The organism is Pseudomonas sp. TH07 (genome assembly GCF_016651285.1).
GTDB lineage: Bacteria > Pseudomonadota > Gammaproteobacteria > Pseudomonadales > Pseudomonadaceae > Aquipseudomonas.
In genome coordinates this window covers 3,291,437-3,306,126 of record NZ_JAEKED010000001.1, presented here as the reverse complement: position 1 = coordinate 3,306,126, position 14,690 = coordinate 3,291,437, and the positions used below count along the sequence as shown (strand labels likewise).

The following is a 14,690-nucleotide window of genomic DNA, read 5'->3' as shown; positions in this document are numbered from 1 at the left end:
AACGCTGGCCCTTCTATACGCCGTGAAGTGTCGGGCAGAACTGCATCGCGCCTAACCGCACGTTACTGCCCTTCAAGTTTCCGCAAATACGCCACTTGCTGCCGATACGCCGTCTCCTGCACCACCGGGGCCAGGCGCACTTCGTGGCCGGGCAGGCATTGCGCCAGGCGCGCCAGGGCCAGCGGTGTCAACGCCCCCAGGCGCGGGTAGCCGCCGATGGTCTGCCGGTCATTGAGCAAGACGATCGGCTGACCGTCCGGCGGCACCTGGATCGCGCCCAGGGGAATCCCCTCTGAGATCATCGGCCGCCCCTGGTACTGCAACGGCGTCCCCAGCAGGCGCATGCCCATGCGGTCGGCCCGGCTGTCGAGGGTCCAGGGATGATTGAAGGCATCAAACAGGCTCTGCCCGCTGAACTCGCCGATCTGCGCCCCCAGGATCACCTGCAGCGGCGCTGCGGATTGCAGGTCCGGCAGCTGCTCGGCAGTCAGCTCCCGCAACCGGGTCGCGCTCCCCGAATAGCCCAGGCTCGCGCCTGCCGCCAATGGCCGGCCAAACCCGTCCAGCCCGCCCAGCTCCTCACGGACCACACTGGCGCAACTGCCCAGCACCTGCGGCGCATCAAAGCCCCCGGGCGCTGCCAGATAGGCCCGAGCCCCCAGCACCGGCTGGGTCAGGTGCAGGCGTTGGCCCTTTTGCAGAATAAAACTGCGGCCCGGGCTGATCGGCCGCTCATCGATGCAGGCCGTCAGATCCGCACCGGCCAACGCCAGAACGCAGTAGTCCTCGGCCAGCAGGCTGAAGCCGCCCAGGGTCACCTCGATCACCGGTGCATCCAGGGCATTGCCCAGCAGCCAGTTGGCCCAGGACATCGAGACCCAATCCAGCGCCCCGCCCTGGGTCACCCCCAGGTGGCGCACGCCAAAACGCCCGGCGTCCTGCAACAGGCACAACGGGGTGCTGGCTTCGATCGTCAGGCGGCTCATGGCGACACCTCCAGGGGCCTATCATCCCCGCCGAGGCGAATGAACTCGGCGTGTTCGACGGCCTCGAAACGCACGCGGTCGCCGGGTTGCATCAGGCTGTAGCCGTCGCGCTCGCGGTCGAACAGCTTGCTTGGGGTACGGCCGATCAGGTTCCAGCCACCGGGGGATACCACCGGGTACGCCGCGGTCTGGCGTTCGGCAATGCCCACGCTGCCCATGGCCACGCGCTTGCGTGGCGTATTCAAGCGCGGCGCCGCCAGCACTTCGTCGACCAGCCCCATAAAGGCAAATCCGGGGGCAAAACCCAGGGCAAACACCTGGTACTCACGCCCGCTGTGCCGAGCAATCACCTCGGCCACCGACAAGCCGCTGCGCCGGGCCAACAGGCTCAGCTCCGGCCCGACGCTCAGGTCGTACCACACCGGCAGCACATGGCACTGCCCGCCCGCCTGGGCATCCGGTTGCAGATCGGTCAACGCGGTGTCGATCAGCTCACGGGCCTGGGATGGGCTCAAGGCGCGCAGGTCGTAATGCACCATCAAGGTGGTGTAGGACGGCACCAGATCGATCAGGTGCCCGGCGAAACTGGCCCGCAGACGCTGGCTGGCAGCCAGCATCCACGGCATATTGGGTTCGGCGATCACGTCGAACAACCGCACCATCAAGCAGTCGATGGCCACCACTTCGACCTGCGCCTTCATGCTGGGCTCTGCTGGTTCAAGGCCTCGCGGATGCGCTGCACTGCCGCCACCGAACTGGCGTTGTCGCCGTGCACGCACAGGGTATTGGCGCGCAACAGCAAAGCACTGCCATCGCTGGCCTGCAACTCGTCGCCCCGGGCGATGGTCAATGCCTGCTGAATGATGGTTTGCGCTTCATGGTGCACCGCCCCCGGCAACTGCCGCGACACCAGATGCCCGGCGTGGTCGTAGGCGCGGTCGGCGAAGGCTTCGAACCACAGGGTCACGCCATATTCATCGCCCAGGGCCTGGGCCGCGCTGTTGTCACGGGTGGCCATGAGCATCAACGGCAGCTCCGGGTTGTAGGCCGCTACCGCCTCGATCACTGCCCGCAGCTGGGCCTGGTTGGCCATCATGTCGTTGTACATCGCGCCATGGGGTTTGACGTAGCTCACGCGGCTGCCCTGAGCCCGGCAGATGCCATCCAAAGCACCGATCTGGTAGTGCAGCAGGTCGCGGATTTCCTGCGGGCTGTAGGCCATGGAGCGCCGGCCGAAACCGGCCAGGTCCTGGTACGCCGGGTGGGCGCCGATCTGCACGCCATGGGCCAGGGCCAGGCTCACGGTCTTGCGCATGATGCTCGGGTCCCCGGCATGGAAGCCGCAGGCGATGTTGGCGCAATCGATAAACGGCATGACCTCGGCGTCCAGACCCAGGGTCCAGTTGCCAAAGCTTTCGCCGATGTCGCAATTCAATAACAGGCGGCTCACGGTCGGTGCTCCTGTGGGGTTTTATTCTTTTGACTGCGGGGTACGGCGCTCCGCAGATTATCAGTTAGCAGCCTGGCGTGGCTTGCGGGGGCGCGATGGCGCGGTGCCGGCATTGGCTGGCGACGGGCGTGTCGGAAGCACTCATGGCAAATCTCCCTGTCGATTTTATTGGTATTGTTGTGCGCCACAACGACGCCTATCGTGGGCTGGACGCATTCTTCGACGCAGGCGCCCTACCCGTCCAACTAATAAAAACCGCCTCATGGCATAAGAAAAAGTTGATCGCATGAACCTCAAGTTTCTCGAAACCTTTGTCTGGGTTGCACGGCTGAAAAGCTTTCGCCTGACCGCTGACAAACTGTTCACCACCCAGGCTTCGATCTCCAGCCGTATCGCCGTGCTCGAGGGCGAACTGGGGGTCAAGCTGTTCCTGCGCGACTCGCGCGGGGTGAGCCTGACGCCCGACGGCTTGAAGGTGCTGGACTACGCCGAACAGATGCTCGACACCATGCAGTCGCTCAAGCAGTCGATCGAGGCCCCGTCGAGCAAGGTCGGGCGGATCCGCATCGGGGTCATGGACACCGTGATCCACACCTGGCTCAGCCCCCTGGTGGCGGAAATCATGGACGGTTATCCGCTGGTCGAAATCGAGCTGGTGGCCGATACCTCGCTGAACCTCTGCGATCAACTGCAAAAAGGCTTTCTCGACCTGGCCCTGCAAACCGACCTGCTGCGCCAGGAAAGCATCCGCAGCCTGGAGCTGGCCAGCCACCCGGTGGGCTGGATAGTCGCCAGCCATTCGATCTACAACCGCGAGTACGCCAGCGTCGCCGAACTGGCCCGGGAACGGATCATCACCTACTCGAAAAACTCCCTGCCGCACCAGGATGTGCTGAGCCTGATGCAGGCCAATGGTGTGCTGACGCCACGGCTCAACTGCGTGAACTCGGTGTCGGCGATCACCCGCCTGCTGCGTGATGGCTTCGGTATCGGCGCGTTGCCGCCGGTGCTGGTCAGCGAAGAACTGGCGCGCGGCGAGCTGACCCTGCTGCCGATCGAGCAGCGGCCGCCGAACTTGCAGGTAGTGGTGTCGTGGCGAATCGGGGTGGAGCTGGCCGAAAGCGTGGTCGAACTGTGCCAGCAGGTGGTGCAGCGCTACGCCCGGCAGGTGGGCCCGGACCATATGGTCCTGGCCGAGTGAGCCGGCGCCGCTGATGCGACGCCCGGCTCCGCAGGTTTACAGGCCGCGCAAGTCGCGCTCTTCGATCGGCCGGCTCTGGCGCAGGCGCTTTCCGCCAAGCACCACCCAGTCGATCAGGCGGAACAGGCACTCGATGCCGAACGACAGCAGCAAGGCGCCGCTCATGCCCCAGATCATCGCCTCCGGGGTCAGCAGGATCTGATAGCTGTAGCCGTTCCAGGTTTCCTTGCGGATATCCGGATCTGCCGCCAGCGCCACCTGCAGCACGCGGATGTACCACGGGCCCTGCATCGCCTGGAACTGCTTGTCCAGCGCCAACTGGCGGTTGAGCATCGCGCTCAGGCTGTCGGCATCGCTGCGGAACACCGGGTCGTCACTGGCGCGGTAATGCGCCACCAGGGCTTGCAGATCACCCTTGAAGAACTGCTGGGCGGTGCCCTGGAAGCCTTGCAGGCCGGTTTGCGCCTCGATCAGGTGGGCTTCGACGCGCTTGGCGTAATCGCTGATAAAACCCGGCACTTGCACGCCAATCAACAGGCCCGCTGCAAACAACACCAGCCGCAGATAACTGAGCAACATAGGGGATGTCCTTATTCGGTCTGGCCGTGGCTGACGCATTCGCCGCGCCGCCACAGGCTCCATTGGCCCGGTTCGTAACGGGTCCAGGTTTCGTTTTCGGTCAGGGGTTCGGTGGCGATCACCGTCACCACGTCATTGGGTGTGGTCTCGGCCTGGAAGTCGACGATCACATCGACATCCTTCAAGCGCGCCGGGCCGAAAGGCGCGCGCCGGGTAATCTGCGCGAGCTTGGTCGAGCAATAGCAGAACAGCCAGTCCCCGTCGCTGAGCAGGCAGTTGAACACGCCCTTGCTGCGGTATTCGGCGCAGGCCGCCACCAGCGACGGCAGCAGTTCCTCGACCTCTACCGGCTCGGGGAACGCCGCGCGCACGCGGTTGAGCAGGTCGCAGAACGCCGCTTCGCTGTCGGTATCGCCCACCGGGCGGTAGAAACTCGGCGCCGGCTGGAAGTCGGCCAACTGGCCGTTATGGGCGAAACACCAGTTGCGCCCCCACAGCTCGCGGACAAACGGATGGGTGTTGGACAGGCAGACCTTGCCGACGTTGGCCTGGCGAATATGGCCGATCACCACTTCGCTCTTGATCGGATAGCGTTGCACCAGGTTGGCCACTTCCGACTCGCTGCTGGCCGCCGGGTCCTGGAACAGGCGCAGGCCACGCCCCTCGTAGAAGGCGATGCCCCAACCATCACGGTGCGGACCGGTACGGCCGCCGCGCTGCATCAGCCCGGTAAAGCTGAACACGATATCGGTCGGGACATTGGCGCTCATGCCCAATAACTCACACATGCTCGGACTCTCGCTTCAATGCCGGTACAGGCTTACAAACGCGGTTCGACGCGCGACCGCTGGGGACTGCCGGAAACCGGAGGGCGACCATAACGATCGTCGCCGGCGCCGCCAAAGGGTTGATCATCATCACGCTCGGCGGCCTGGGCAGCGGCCTTGGCGGCTTCGTTGCGTTCCTTGCGTGCAGCGGATGCACGTTCGATCGGCCAGCGGATCAGCACAAAGACCAAGTACAGGCCAAAGGCGATCATGCCGTACATGAGCAGGTCGGAAACCGCGCGCCAGGCGTTGTTACCCACCTTGAACGCCAGGTCCAGGGCGGTGATGGCCACGGCCGGAGCGTACTTTTCCTTGACTGGGTCAATGATGGTCGGGCAGAACAGCAGCACCGCCACCACCACCCGCAGCGGTTCGCGCAGCCAGCGCCACATCCAGCGGGTCATGCGCATGCACACCAGCAGGCAGCCCAAGGCGGCAAAGGCGTAAAGGCCCCAGGCGATCAGATAGTCGTTCTCGGTCATGGTGTCCATGGCAAGGCAGGCAAAGAGGCGCTTATGATAACGGCTTTTCGCATGTCAGGCTGCAACGCCGTCTGCCAAGCCCTCATTTGTCATCCCCCGAGAGCCATTCATGCCCCTATCTGCCAACGCCACCAGCGCCCCGATCGCCCACAAGGCCGAAGGTTCTGACCCGTACGCCTGGCTGCAGGAACGCGACACCGACGCGGTGCTCGACTACCTCAAGGCTGAAAACAGCTACCAGGAAAGCGCATTGGCCGACCAGGCCGCGCTGCGCGAGACCCTGTTCCAGGAGATCAAGGGCCGGATCCTCGAAACCGACTTGTCCCTGCCCTCGCCTTGGGGCCCCTACCTGTATTACACACGCACCACCGCCGGCGACGAGTACGCACGGCACTACCGCTGCCCGCGCCCGGCCGACGACAGCCTGAGCGTCGACGAAAGCGCCGAACAGCTGCTGCTCGACCCCAACGAACTGGCCGGCGGCGGGTTCTTTTCCCTGGGCGCCTTCAGCATCAGCCCCGACCACCAGCGCCTGGCCTACAGCCTCGATACCACCGGCGAAGAGGTCTACACCCTGTTCGTCAAGGAGCTGTCCAACGGCAAGCTCAGCGAGCTGGCGTTCGAAGACTGCGACGGCAGCATGACCTGGGCCAACGACAGCCTGACCCTGTTTTTCGGCGAGCTGGACGACACCCATCGCCCGCACAAGCTGTACCGCTATCGCCTGGACGGCACTGCGGCCGAAGAGGTGTTCCACGAGCCGGACGGGCGCTTCTTCCTGCATTGCTACCGCGCAAGCTCCGAGCGCCAGTTGCTGCTGTCCCTGGGCAGCAAGACCACCAGCGAAGTCTGGGCCCTGGATGCCTCGCGGCCGCAAGAGGCCTTCGCCTGCCTGGCGCCACGGGTTGAAGACCATGAATACGATGTCGACCACGGCCTGCTCGACGGCCAGTGGACCTGGTTTATCCGCAGCAACCGCGACGGCATCAACTACGCCCTGTACCAGGCCCCGGACCAGGGCCAGGCACCTGAAGAAGCCGACTGGCAATTGCTCATCCCCCACAGCGACACGGTGATGCTCGATGGCCTGAGCCTGAACGCTGGCGCCATGACCCTGAGCCTGCGCGAAGGCGGCCTGCCGATCATCGAGGTGCACCCCGACGGCCTGCCCGCCTACCGCGTGCAACTGCCGGATGCGGCCTACAGCCTGCATGTGCAGAACACTCTGGAGTTCGTCAGCGATCGCATCCGCCTGCGCTACGAAGCCCTGAACCGTCCGGCGCAGGTGCGCCAGCTGATACTGGCCAGCGGTGCCCAGAGCGTGCTCAAGGAGACTCCGGTACTGGGCGTGTTCGACCCCGAGGCCTATGTCAGCCAGCGCCTGTGGGCCAGCGCTGCGGACGGCACCCAGGTGCCCATCAGCCTGGTGATCAAGCGCGAAGCCCTGGGCCAGCCGACGCCGCTGTACCTGTATGGCTACGGCGCCTACGGCGAGAGCCTCGACCCCTGGTTCTCCCACGCCCGCCTGAGCCTGCTCGACCGCGGCGTGGCCTTTGCCATCGCCCACGTGCGCGGCGGCGGCGAGCTGGGCGAGGCCTGGTATCGCGCCGGCAAGCAGGAACACAAGCAGAACACCTTCAGCGACTTTATCGCCTGCGCCGAACACCTGATCGCCCAAGGCCTGACCAGCCCCGAGCAGTTGGTGATCAGCGGCGGCAGCGCCGGCGGCCTGCTGATCGGCGCGGTGCTCAATCAACGCCCCGAGCTGTTCAAGGCGGCGATTGCCGAGGTGCCGTTCGTCGATGTCCTCAACACCATGCTCGACCCCGAGCTGCCGCTGACCGTCACCGAATACGACGAATGGGGCAACCCCGAGGAGCCCGAGGTCTTCGATCGGATCAAGGCCTACGCGCCCTATGAAAACGTCCGGGCCCAGGCCTACCCGGCGACCCTGGTGATCGCCGGCTACAACGACAGCCGCGTGCAGTACTGGGAAGCCGCGAAATGGGTGGCCAAACTGCGGGCCAGCAAAACCGACGACAACCTGCTGCTGCTCAAGACCGAGTTGGGTGCCGGCCATGGCGGCATGAGCGGGCGTTACCAGGGATTGCGTGACGTAGCACTCGAATATGCATTTGTTTTGAAGATTCTGGGCCTGGCCTGAGGAACTCCCGCCGGCGGCTGTGTCTTACATTGCACCGCCGGCTCCTTGCGCGATCAAGCGCGCCCGGACCCGCTACAGACACAAGAAAAAGACCGTGACGATATGTCTGAACCGACCTTACTGAACAACGAGATTCGCGACTGGCTGATGGATTGCGGCCTGTTCGATCAACTCCTGCCCGCCGACTTCGTAGCGGCGGCCGGCTACTTCAGCATCAGCAGCATCGCCCAGGGTGAAGAAATCTTTCACGAGGGCGATGCCGGCAGCTTCATGTGCATCATCCACTCCGGCCAGGTGGCGGTACAAAAACGCACCAGCGACGGCCAGCCCGTGACCATCGCCACTCTGCGCAGTGGCCGGGCGTTCGGTGAAATGGCGGTGCTCGACGGCGAGCGACGCTCGGCCAGTTGCGTCGCCGCCAGCGATTGCCAGCTGTTGAACCTGGGCAAGGACTCCTTGGAGAAGATGCTCAACGATGCGCCGAAAATCGCCGCCAAGATCATTCGCGCCATCGCCGTGTCGCTGTCCAGGCGCCTGCGCATGGCCGACGGGCAACTGCTCTCGCAACAGTTCTAGCCGCCTGGCGTCTTGCTCTTGTTCTCGCTCTGTTCAAGGCCCGGCAGGGTCTGGTCCTTGGGCGGCTTGGGCATGTCGATCGGCGGCAGCAAGGGCGCGCCGCCATGGGCCCCGGCCTTGGGCGTGCTGGGTGGGGTGACCTGCGGGTAGGGGGTCGGAGTGGCCGTGCCGGGTGCGCCGATCGCCGGCGTCGGGGTTACCGGGACGCTTTGCAGCTCCTCGGCCTGCAGGCCGCTGATCGACAGCGCCGCACTTAGCAAGAGCGCGCCGCGGGCAATGACCGTTAGAATAGTGCGCTTCATCAATGGCTCCATCGCAATTATCAGCCGTCAGGCTACTCCCAACCGGGCCGATTTGCCTTCCTCTAATGAGACCCTCATGAAACGTTTCGTTCTGCTCGACACCACCCCGATTCCTGAAAACGGCGGTGCCCTGTGCCTGTTCGAATACGGCGAGGATTTCGTGATCAAGATCCAGGGCGGTGACGGCGGCCAATTGATGAACACGCGCATGCACGGCTCCGAAGACGCCCTGGCGGAGATTCCCTGCCGCAAGGTCGCCGGACGCCCGGGCTCACGGGTACTGATTGGCGGCCTGGGGATGGGCTTCACCCTGGCCTCGGCCCTCAAGCATCTGGGCAAAAGCGCTGAAGTGGTGGTGGCCGAGCTGGTGCCGGGCGTCGTGGAATGGAACCGCGGCCCCCTGGGGGAAAAATCCGGGCGCCCGCTGCTTGATCCCCGCACCGTGATCCGCCTGGAAGATGTGGCCAAGGTGCTGCAAGCCGAACCCCAGGGTTTCGACGCCATCATGCTCGACGTCGACAACGGCCCCGAAGGCCTGACTCAGAAAGCCAACAGCTGGCTCTATTCCGCCGGCGGCCTCGCGGCCTGCGCCAAGGCCCTGCGGCCCAAGGGCGTGCTGGCGGTGTGGTCGGCCAGTGCTGACAAACAGTTTTCCGACAAGCTGCGCAAGGCCGGCTTCAAGGCCGAGGAAGTGCAAGTCTTTGCCCATGGCAACAAGGGCACCCGGCACACCATCTGGATTGCCGAGAAGCTCAAGGGCTGAGCTAAACTTCGTCCATTACCGTCATTAGTCTTCCTAACTAAAGGTGAACCCATGAGTTCGACCAACACCTCCAAACTGGACCGCATCCTCGCCGACGCCCAGCGCGACCGGGAAATGGGTTACCGCGACAAGGCCCTGAAGATGTACCCCCACGTCTGCGGGCGCTGCGCACGCGAGTTCGCCGGCAAGCGCCTGAGCGAACTGACCGTGCACCACCGCGACCACAACCACGACAACAACCCGCAGGACGGTTCCAACTGGGAACTGCTGTGCCTGTACTGCCACGACAACGAGCACTCGCGCTACACCGACCAGCAGTACTTCGGCGACGGTTCCCTGAGTTCCCCGACCATCGCCAAGGCCACCCACAACCCCTTCGCTGCGCTGGCAGGGTTGATGAAGAAAGACGAGTAAGCCGCCCGTCCGGCCGGGCGCCATGCCCGGCCTGCCCTGCAGATTCTTTTATGACGAGGGCGCTTGCTGCCCCCGCCCCCAGACCCGCGTCGATCCCCGTATAATCGCGCTTTTTCTCGAAGGCTCCCCGCTCGTGGCAAACAAAAGGTACAGCTGCATTGGTTTGTATAACCCCAAGTCGCCGGAGAACGTCGGTTCGGTGATGCGCGCCGCCGGCTGCTATGGCGTCGCCTCGGTGTTCTACACCGGCAAGCGCTACGAACGGGCCCGGGACTTTGTCACTGACACCAAGAAAGTGCATCAGGACATCCCGCTGATCGGCATCGACGACCTGAAGAAGATCCTGCCCCTGGGCTGCGTGCCGGTGGCAGTGGAGTTGGTGGAAGGCGCCCGTTCACTGCCCGAATACACCCACCCGGACCGCGCGCTGTACATTTTCGGCCCGGAGGACGGCTCCCTGGACAAGGACATCCGTGACTGGTGCGAGGACGTGGTGTACATCCCGACCACCGGTTGCATGAACCTCGCCGCCACCGTCAACGTGGTGCTTTACGACCGTCTGGCCAAAGGCAACAACACCCGCTCCGGCCCCAAATTCTGAGCCACCGCCCGCACATTGAATGGAACAAGCGACGCCCTTGTGCAGTCAGCTTTATATCCATTACCCCTCTGGAGACAGATCATGAGCGATAGCAACCGAATTCAACGCATCGACTCCACCCCGTTTCAAACCCTGCCTGAGCAGAACGTCCAGGGCTGGGAGCGTATCGGCTCGCTGGCCGGTGGCGTGGTGATGATGGGCAAGGGCCTGCGCCGTGGCGGCGTATTCGGCCTGATCCAGGTGGCCATCGGCGGGGTCGCCCTGGCTCGTGGCATTACCGGCCACAGCTCGGCAAAAAGCCTGCTGGAGAAAAGCCGTCAGGACATGAACAACGTGCGGGCGAAAATCGAACGCGCAGGCGAAGAGCTGAAAAACCTCAAGGCCAATGCCGAGGCGGCGACCCGTACAGCGACAGTCACCGGCAATGAATCGCTGAAGTCCCCCAAAGCCGGGGTTTAAGCCCTGACACCTGACACCGGCCCCCCACGCTTGCTGCGTGGGCGCCGGGCTCAGGCTTGGCGGGGTCAGTGCAACAGGTCGGTATCCAGCACCGTCGACGACTCTCCCAGCACGCTTTCACTGATCTGCACAAACTCCTTGGTGCTGACGCTTTCCAGGCGCATCAACGCGCCCAGCACATCATCCAGGGAGCGCTTGTTGCGGGTCTTGAGGCGGATCTCGCGGTCCAGTTCCTGCAGCAGCAACACCGCCTTGGCCACCGTCGCCTCATTCACCTGTTCCCCTCGCAAACTGCTGACGGCGTGGCTGCGCTTGACCAATCCACGCTCCAGCGTCTGGTAACGCTCATCGCTGATGCCGCCGGCGCGGCGCAGCAGCTCGATCGAGTAGTACTCGGCCAGGCCTTCGCTGATCCAGTCGCTGCGCTCGCTGTCGTTGATCCGCGCAATCACCTGCACCAACTCACGCAACAGCGGGCTGTTGCCACTTTCGCTGATCAGCGGTAGATGGCTGTGCAGGTAGATCGAATCGCGCCCGGCCAGGCTGCCGCGCCACATGGGGTCGGCGGCGCCGACAATCAGCAGTTTGTCCGGGTGCCGTGGAAACAGCGCCTGCACCTGGGGCCAGACAAAGGTCAGCAGGGTCAGGACATCCATGCGGCGCATGCCCTGGCTCAGGGGCGAGGTGACCGTGACCTCGGTTTCCCCCAGGCGTGTGCGGCGGCTGCCAAGGTTGCCAGCCAGCATCCAGCCGCTGGGGCGATCGAACAGGCGTGAGGGGTTGTCGATGCGAAAACGGTTCTTGCCGATGCGTGGCCAGGCGGTTTCGACGCTTTTCCAGCCGCTGGGCAATTCAAACTCCAGCCGCGAAACCAGCTCGATGCCGTCCTGCTGATCGAGCTTGGCCGCCGGCACCAGGCTTTCACCCCGTAACAGCGCCCACTTGGCAGTTATGCGGCTGTCGAAACTGCCCTTTTTCGGGCTGTGGCTGATGCGTACCCGATAACTCAGGCTGGCCTTGCCGCTGGCCGGGCGCCAGACCCCGCGTTGCTCGGCCCCGGCCTGGGGCGCCGTGCCCTGCCATTGGCCGTCGGCCTGGAAGTCGCTGTAATCACCGCTGCGGCCCAGGTCGAAATCCAGGCTGCGCACCGCCGCCCCATCGGCCAGGGTCAGGCGCACTTCGGCCTGATCGCTCTGCGGCAGGAAACGCACGTGGTAATCCAGATCAACTTTCTTCGCCGCCCATACCGGCGCGCTCAACACCAACGCCAGCGCGGCCAGCGACAGCCTTGCCCCAACAGCCATACACACTCCTTCGTGGCTCATGCAGGCCGCAGATCGCAGCCTGGACGCCGGGCATCAGCCGGCGCGAAAAATCAGATGATCTTCCCAATCGTCTTCGGCGACGCTGCCTTCGGCGAGCATGCGCCCGGACTGGGAAATACGCTCATGGTGCACGGCATCGCGATCGCCGCAGACCAGGTGGTGCCACAGCGGCAGGTCCTTGGCTTCGCTGACCAGGCGATAACCGCAGGTCGGCGGCAACCATTTGAACTCGTCGGCCTTGCCCGGGGTGAGCTGGATGCAGTCCGGCACCGAGTCGCGGCGGTTGGGGTAATCGGTGCACTGGCAGGTTTTCAGGTCCAGCAGTTTGCAGGCGATACGCGTGTAATAGACGCTGTTGTCGTCCTCGTCCTCAAGCTTTTGCAGGCAGCACAGGCCACAGCCGTCGCACAACGACTCCCACTCCTCCTGATCGAGTTGGTCGAGGGTCTTGCGTATCCAGAAGGGTTCTACTTTGGCGGCCATGGCTCAAGCATCAATATCAGGCAGTGAAAAGGCCGCCAGTCTAGTGCCCGCGGGCCCTGGGGCCAAGCGCTGGCGACTGTCGGTAGATCAAGACTTGTCAGGCGATACGCCGCGCAGTAGCTTTGCGGGTCGTAACGGCCCATGTCCGCGTGCCATTAACGCTCGACGCGTCGCACCCGGTGAATGGCAAAGGGTCAGGAAAACCTCATCGCCCAGCTCAACTGCGCCAGCCGGTTTACCCCACATTCGATTATCACAGCCCGTCAGGAGTCGTTTTATGAGCGCCAACCCACGCGTCGCCGAATATGCCATCCACCCTCAGTTCACCGATCGCTGGTCGCCCCGCGCCTTCACCGGTGAAACCATCCCCGAAGAAACCCTGCTGAGCTTTTTCGAAGCCGCACGCTGGGCGCCATCGGCCTACAACTCGCAGCCATGGCGCTTCCTCTACGCCCGTCGCGACACGCCGAACTGGGAACGTTTCCTGGGCCTGCTCAATGAATTCAACCGTGGCTGGGCGCAACACGCCTCGGCCCTGGTGATCGTGATTTCGAAAACCACCTTCACCGCGCCCGGCGCAACCGAAGAAACCCCGGCCCTGTGGCACACCTTCGACACCGGTTCGGCCTGGGGCCACCTGGCGCTGCAAGCCAGCATCAGCGGCTGGCACACCCACGGCATGGCCGGTTTCGACCAGGAACTGACCCGCAAGGAACTGAAGATCCCCGAAGGCTATGACCTGCACGCCGCCGTGGCCGTGGGCAAGCTGGGCGACAAGGCAGCCCTCGCCGAATACCTGCAAGCCCGCGAAGAACCAAGCCCGCGCCGCCCATTGCGCGAGCTGGCGGCCGAGGGTGAGTTCACCCTGTAAATCGACGCCAACATCCTTCTGGCCATGTCATGTAGCCGCTGCCGAGGCACGAGGCTGCGCTGGCCGGCATGCATGCCGTGGAGTGTCAGGCAATGGCGTGTTGTTTGAACGGGCCAGCGCAGCCTGCGGCAGCGGCAGCGGCTACGGTAGCCGCTGCCGGGACGGGTCAATAACCGCGGTTGAAGTCCACTTCACCGCGCAGCGCCTGTTCACTCTGGTAGGCCCGCAGATTATCGACGAACAACCGCACCATCATCTCCGGTGAAGTCGGCGCCGAGCTGTGGCCCGTCAGCAACAGGCCCCAGGCCGTCCAGAATGGATGGCGCTGCGGCAAGGGCTCCTGACGGCAGACATCAATCACCGCCCCCGCCAGATGGCCCTCCTTGAGCGCCTCCACCAGATCCGCATCGACCACCGCCACGCCGCGTCCGACGTTGATGAACAGGCCGCTGGGCTTGAACTGCTTGAACAGCGTTGCGTCATACAGATCGTGGGTTTCCGGGGTATTGGGCAGCAGGTTGATCACGTAATCGACCTCACCCACCAGGCGTCCCAGGTCCTTGAGCGCCGCCACTTCAACGAACGGCGCCTGCTCCCGGGCTTCACTGGCGATGCCATACAGCTCCACGCCAAACGGCACCAGGAACTGCGCCACGCTCTGGCCGATATCGCCGGTGCCGACGATCAGCACCTTGCGCCCGGCCAGGCTCTGGCCCATGCGGTTATCCCACTTGCGCTCAACCTGGCTGACCAGCCGCGCCAGCACTTCACGCTCGTGACCGAGCATGTAAGTGAGCACGTATTCGGCCATGACCTGGCCAAAAATCCCCACCGCCCGGGTCAGGCGGTAATGACGCGGCAAGCCGTCGGCGAGCAACGGGGTGATTCCGGCCCAGGTCGATTGCAGCCACTGCGGCTGATGGCCCTGGCGCAACAGGGTGGCCAGCAGGTCCGGCTGGCCGAGCCAGATCGGGCAATCGGCGGCCAGGGTCGCCAGTTCGGCGGAGTCACCGCTGGTCAGCACTTGCAGTTCGGGAACGGCCTGGCTCAACAAACGGGCATAAATAGCGTGATCGTGTTCGGCAATCAGAACGCGCATGGTTCAAACCTATCAAAAAGGCGCGGGTGACCGCCGACGGAGTCTTGCTCCATCGCTCGCGGCCACCGCCAGATATTCAATTCCATTATTTCTCGATGCCCTGGACAG

18 protein-coding genes are annotated in these 14,690 nt (G+C 64.2%); 8 read left to right on the top strand and 10 right to left on the bottom strand.

Annotated elements, in window-relative coordinates; translation table 11 throughout:
* Window positions 1-62: 62 nt before the first annotated feature.
* The 3 genes from JFU57_RS15420 to JFU57_RS15410 are packed head-to-tail and all read right to left on the bottom strand — an operon-like array spanning window position 63 to window position 2,436.
* Window positions 63-986, bottom strand: coding sequence for a 5-oxoprolinase subunit C family protein (locus JFU57_RS15420; protein WP_078473225.1), 924 nt, complete (start codon window positions 984-986; stop codon window positions 63-65).
* Window positions 983-1,687, bottom strand: coding sequence for a 5-oxoprolinase subunit B family protein (locus JFU57_RS15415; RefSeq protein ID WP_201129921.1), 705 nt, complete (start codon window positions 1,685-1,687; stop codon window positions 983-985). Before JFU57_RS15415 ends, JFU57_RS15420 begins: the two co-directional genes overlap by 4 nt.
* Window positions 1,684-2,436: a 5-oxoprolinase subunit PxpA gene (locus JFU57_RS15410; protein ID WP_201129920.1), complete on the bottom strand. Its 753-nt coding sequence runs from the start codon at window positions 2,434-2,436 to the stop codon at window positions 1,684-1,686. Before JFU57_RS15410 ends, JFU57_RS15415 begins: the two co-directional genes overlap by 4 nt.
* Before the next feature lie 286 nt (window positions 2,437-2,722).
* Here JFU57_RS15410 and JFU57_RS15405 point away from each other — a divergent pair, with 286 nt between their 5' ends.
* Window positions 2,723-3,637, top strand: coding sequence for a LysR family transcriptional regulator (locus tag JFU57_RS15405; protein WP_078473222.1), 915 nt, complete (start codon window positions 2,723-2,725; stop codon window positions 3,635-3,637).
* A gap of 36 nt (window positions 3,638-3,673) precedes the next feature.
* On the opposite strand, the gene JFU57_RS15400 is transcribed toward JFU57_RS15405, so the two are convergent.
* From JFU57_RS15400 to JFU57_RS15390, 3 genes are read right to left on the bottom strand one after another with little or no spacing between them, the layout of a single operon-like run.
* Window positions 3,674-4,216: a DUF2937 family protein gene (locus JFU57_RS15400; protein ID WP_078473221.1), complete on the bottom strand. Its 543-nt coding sequence runs from the start codon at window positions 4,214-4,216 to the stop codon at window positions 3,674-3,676.
* A gap of 11 nt (window positions 4,217-4,227) precedes the next feature.
* Window positions 4,228-5,004 (bottom strand): class II glutamine amidotransferase, encoded by a 777-nt coding sequence (locus JFU57_RS15395; protein ID WP_078473220.1) that lies wholly within the window; start codon window positions 5,002-5,004, stop codon window positions 4,228-4,230.
* Window positions 5,005-5,036: 32 nt separating this feature from the next.
* Window positions 5,037-5,534: an MFS transporter gene (locus tag JFU57_RS15390; RefSeq protein WP_078473219.1), complete on the bottom strand. Its 498-nt coding sequence runs from the start codon at window positions 5,532-5,534 to the stop codon at window positions 5,037-5,039.
* A 100-nt stretch (window positions 5,535-5,634) separates the two neighbouring features.
* On the opposite strand from JFU57_RS15390, the gene JFU57_RS15385 reads away from it, so the two are divergent.
* Window positions 5,635-7,689, top strand: coding sequence for a S9 family peptidase (locus JFU57_RS15385; RefSeq protein ID WP_078473218.1), 2,055 nt, complete (start codon window positions 5,635-5,637; stop codon window positions 7,687-7,689).
* Between the two features lie 102 nt (window positions 7,690-7,791).
* Window positions 7,792-8,265, top strand: coding sequence for a cyclic nucleotide-binding domain-containing protein (locus JFU57_RS15380; protein ID WP_020300514.1), 474 nt, complete (start codon window positions 7,792-7,794; stop codon window positions 8,263-8,265).
* Here the strand turns inward: JFU57_RS15380 and JFU57_RS15375 are convergent.
* Window positions 8,262-8,567 carry a hypothetical protein gene (locus tag JFU57_RS15375; RefSeq protein ID WP_020300513.1) on the bottom strand — a complete coding sequence of 102 codons (306 nt, stop codon included), beginning with the start codon at window positions 8,565-8,567 and terminating at the stop codon, window positions 8,262-8,264. The two genes, JFU57_RS15380 and JFU57_RS15375, sit on opposite strands and share 4 nt — an antisense overlap.
* Window positions 8,568-8,643: 76 nt before the next feature.
* Between JFU57_RS15375 and JFU57_RS15370 the strand changes: the two genes are divergently transcribed.
* The 4 genes from JFU57_RS15370 (at window position 8,644) to JFU57_RS15355 (ending at window position 10,804) form a co-directional block, all read left to right on the top strand.
* Window positions 8,644-9,330, top strand: a complete 687-nt coding sequence (locus JFU57_RS15370) for a spermidine synthase (protein WP_020300512.1) — start codon at window positions 8,644-8,646, stop codon at window positions 9,328-9,330.
* Between the two features lie 51 nt (window positions 9,331-9,381).
* Complete coding sequence (locus JFU57_RS15365; RefSeq protein ID WP_020300511.1) at window positions 9,382-9,744, top strand: YajD family HNH nuclease; 363 nt, start codon at window positions 9,382-9,384, stop codon at window positions 9,742-9,744.
* 133 nt (window positions 9,745-9,877) lie between these two features.
* The gene (locus JFU57_RS15360; protein WP_007926908.1) at window positions 9,878-10,345 is read left to right on the top strand and encodes an RNA methyltransferase; all 468 of its coding nucleotides are present in this window, start codon (window positions 9,878-9,880) and stop codon (window positions 10,343-10,345) included.
* Window positions 10,346-10,426: 81 nt separating this feature from the next.
* Complete coding sequence (locus JFU57_RS15355) at window positions 10,427-10,804, top strand: YgaP family membrane protein (RefSeq protein WP_020300509.1); 378 nt, start codon at window positions 10,427-10,429, stop codon at window positions 10,802-10,804.
* 65 nt (window positions 10,805-10,869) lie between these two features.
* Here the strand turns inward: JFU57_RS15355 and JFU57_RS15350 are convergent, their stop codons facing one another.
* Together JFU57_RS15350 and JFU57_RS15345 are read right to left on the bottom strand one after the other, a co-directional pair.
* Window positions 10,870-12,108, bottom strand: a complete 1,239-nt coding sequence (locus tag JFU57_RS15350) for a hypothetical protein (RefSeq protein WP_201129919.1) — start codon at window positions 12,106-12,108, stop codon at window positions 10,870-10,872.
* 54 nt (window positions 12,109-12,162) lie between these two features.
* The gene (locus JFU57_RS15345) at window positions 12,163-12,612 is read right to left on the bottom strand and encodes a YcgN family cysteine cluster protein (protein ID WP_020300507.1); all 450 of its coding nucleotides are present in this window, start codon (window positions 12,610-12,612) and stop codon (window positions 12,163-12,165) included.
* A 277-nt stretch (window positions 12,613-12,889) separates the two neighbouring features.
* Between JFU57_RS15345 and JFU57_RS15340 the strand changes: the two genes are divergently transcribed.
* The gene (locus JFU57_RS15340) at window positions 12,890-13,483 is read left to right on the top strand and encodes a nitroreductase family protein (protein WP_201129918.1); all 594 of its coding nucleotides are present in this window, start codon (window positions 12,890-12,892) and stop codon (window positions 13,481-13,483) included.
* A 166-nt stretch (window positions 13,484-13,649) separates the two neighbouring features.
* On the opposite strand, the gene JFU57_RS15335 is transcribed toward JFU57_RS15340, so the two are convergent.
* Window positions 13,650-14,582, bottom strand: coding sequence for a D-2-hydroxyacid dehydrogenase (locus JFU57_RS15335; protein ID WP_201129917.1), 933 nt, complete (start codon window positions 14,580-14,582; stop codon window positions 13,650-13,652).
* Between the last annotated feature and the right edge of the window lie 108 nt (window positions 14,583-14,690).

Coding starts and splice junctions, on each gene's coding strand:
- JFU57_RS15420 (WP_078473225.1), bottom strand. CDS start 986: ATGAGCCGCCTGACGATCGAAGCCAGCACCCCGTTGTGCCTGTTGCAG.
- JFU57_RS15415 (WP_201129921.1), bottom strand. CDS start 1,687: ATGAAGGCGCAGGTCGAAGTGGTGGCCATCGACTGCTTGATGGTGCGG.
- JFU57_RS15405 (WP_078473222.1), top strand. CDS start 2,723: ATGAACCTCAAGTTTCTCGAAACCTTTGTCTGGGTTGCACGGCTGAAA.
- JFU57_RS15400 (WP_078473221.1), bottom strand. CDS start 4,216: ATGTTGCTCAGTTATCTGCGGCTGGTGTTGTTTGCAGCGGGCCTGTTG.
- JFU57_RS15395 (WP_078473220.1), bottom strand. CDS start 5,004: ATGTGTGAGTTATTGGGCATGAGCGCCAATGTCCCGACCGATATCGTG.
- JFU57_RS15390 (WP_078473219.1), bottom strand. CDS start 5,534: ATGGACACCATGACCGAGAACGACTATCTGATCGCCTGGGGCCTTTAC.
- JFU57_RS15385 (WP_078473218.1), top strand. CDS start 5,635: ATGCCCCTATCTGCCAACGCCACCAGCGCCCCGATCGCCCACAAGGCC.
- JFU57_RS15380 (WP_020300514.1), top strand. CDS start 7,792: ATGTCTGAACCGACCTTACTGAACAACGAGATTCGCGACTGGCTGATG.
- JFU57_RS15375 (WP_020300513.1), bottom strand. CDS start 8,567: ATGAAGCGCACTATTCTAACGGTCATTGCCCGCGGCGCGCTCTTGCTA.
- JFU57_RS15370 (WP_020300512.1), top strand. CDS start 8,644: ATGAAACGTTTCGTTCTGCTCGACACCACCCCGATTCCTGAAAACGGC.
- JFU57_RS15365 (WP_020300511.1), top strand. CDS start 9,382: ATGAGTTCGACCAACACCTCCAAACTGGACCGCATCCTCGCCGACGCC.
- JFU57_RS15355 (WP_020300509.1), top strand. CDS start 10,427: ATGAGCGATAGCAACCGAATTCAACGCATCGACTCCACCCCGTTTCAA.
- JFU57_RS15350 (WP_201129919.1), bottom strand. CDS start 12,108: ATGGCTGTTGGGGCAAGGCTGTCGCTGGCCGCGCTGGCGTTGGTGTTG.
- JFU57_RS15345 (WP_020300507.1), bottom strand. CDS start 12,612: ATGGCCGCCAAAGTAGAACCCTTCTGGATACGCAAGACCCTCGACCAA.
- JFU57_RS15340 (WP_201129918.1), top strand. CDS start 12,890: ATGAGCGCCAACCCACGCGTCGCCGAATATGCCATCCACCCTCAGTTC.
- JFU57_RS15335 (WP_201129917.1), bottom strand. CDS start 14,582: ATGCGCGTTCTGATTGCCGAACACGATCACGCTATTTATGCCCGTTTG.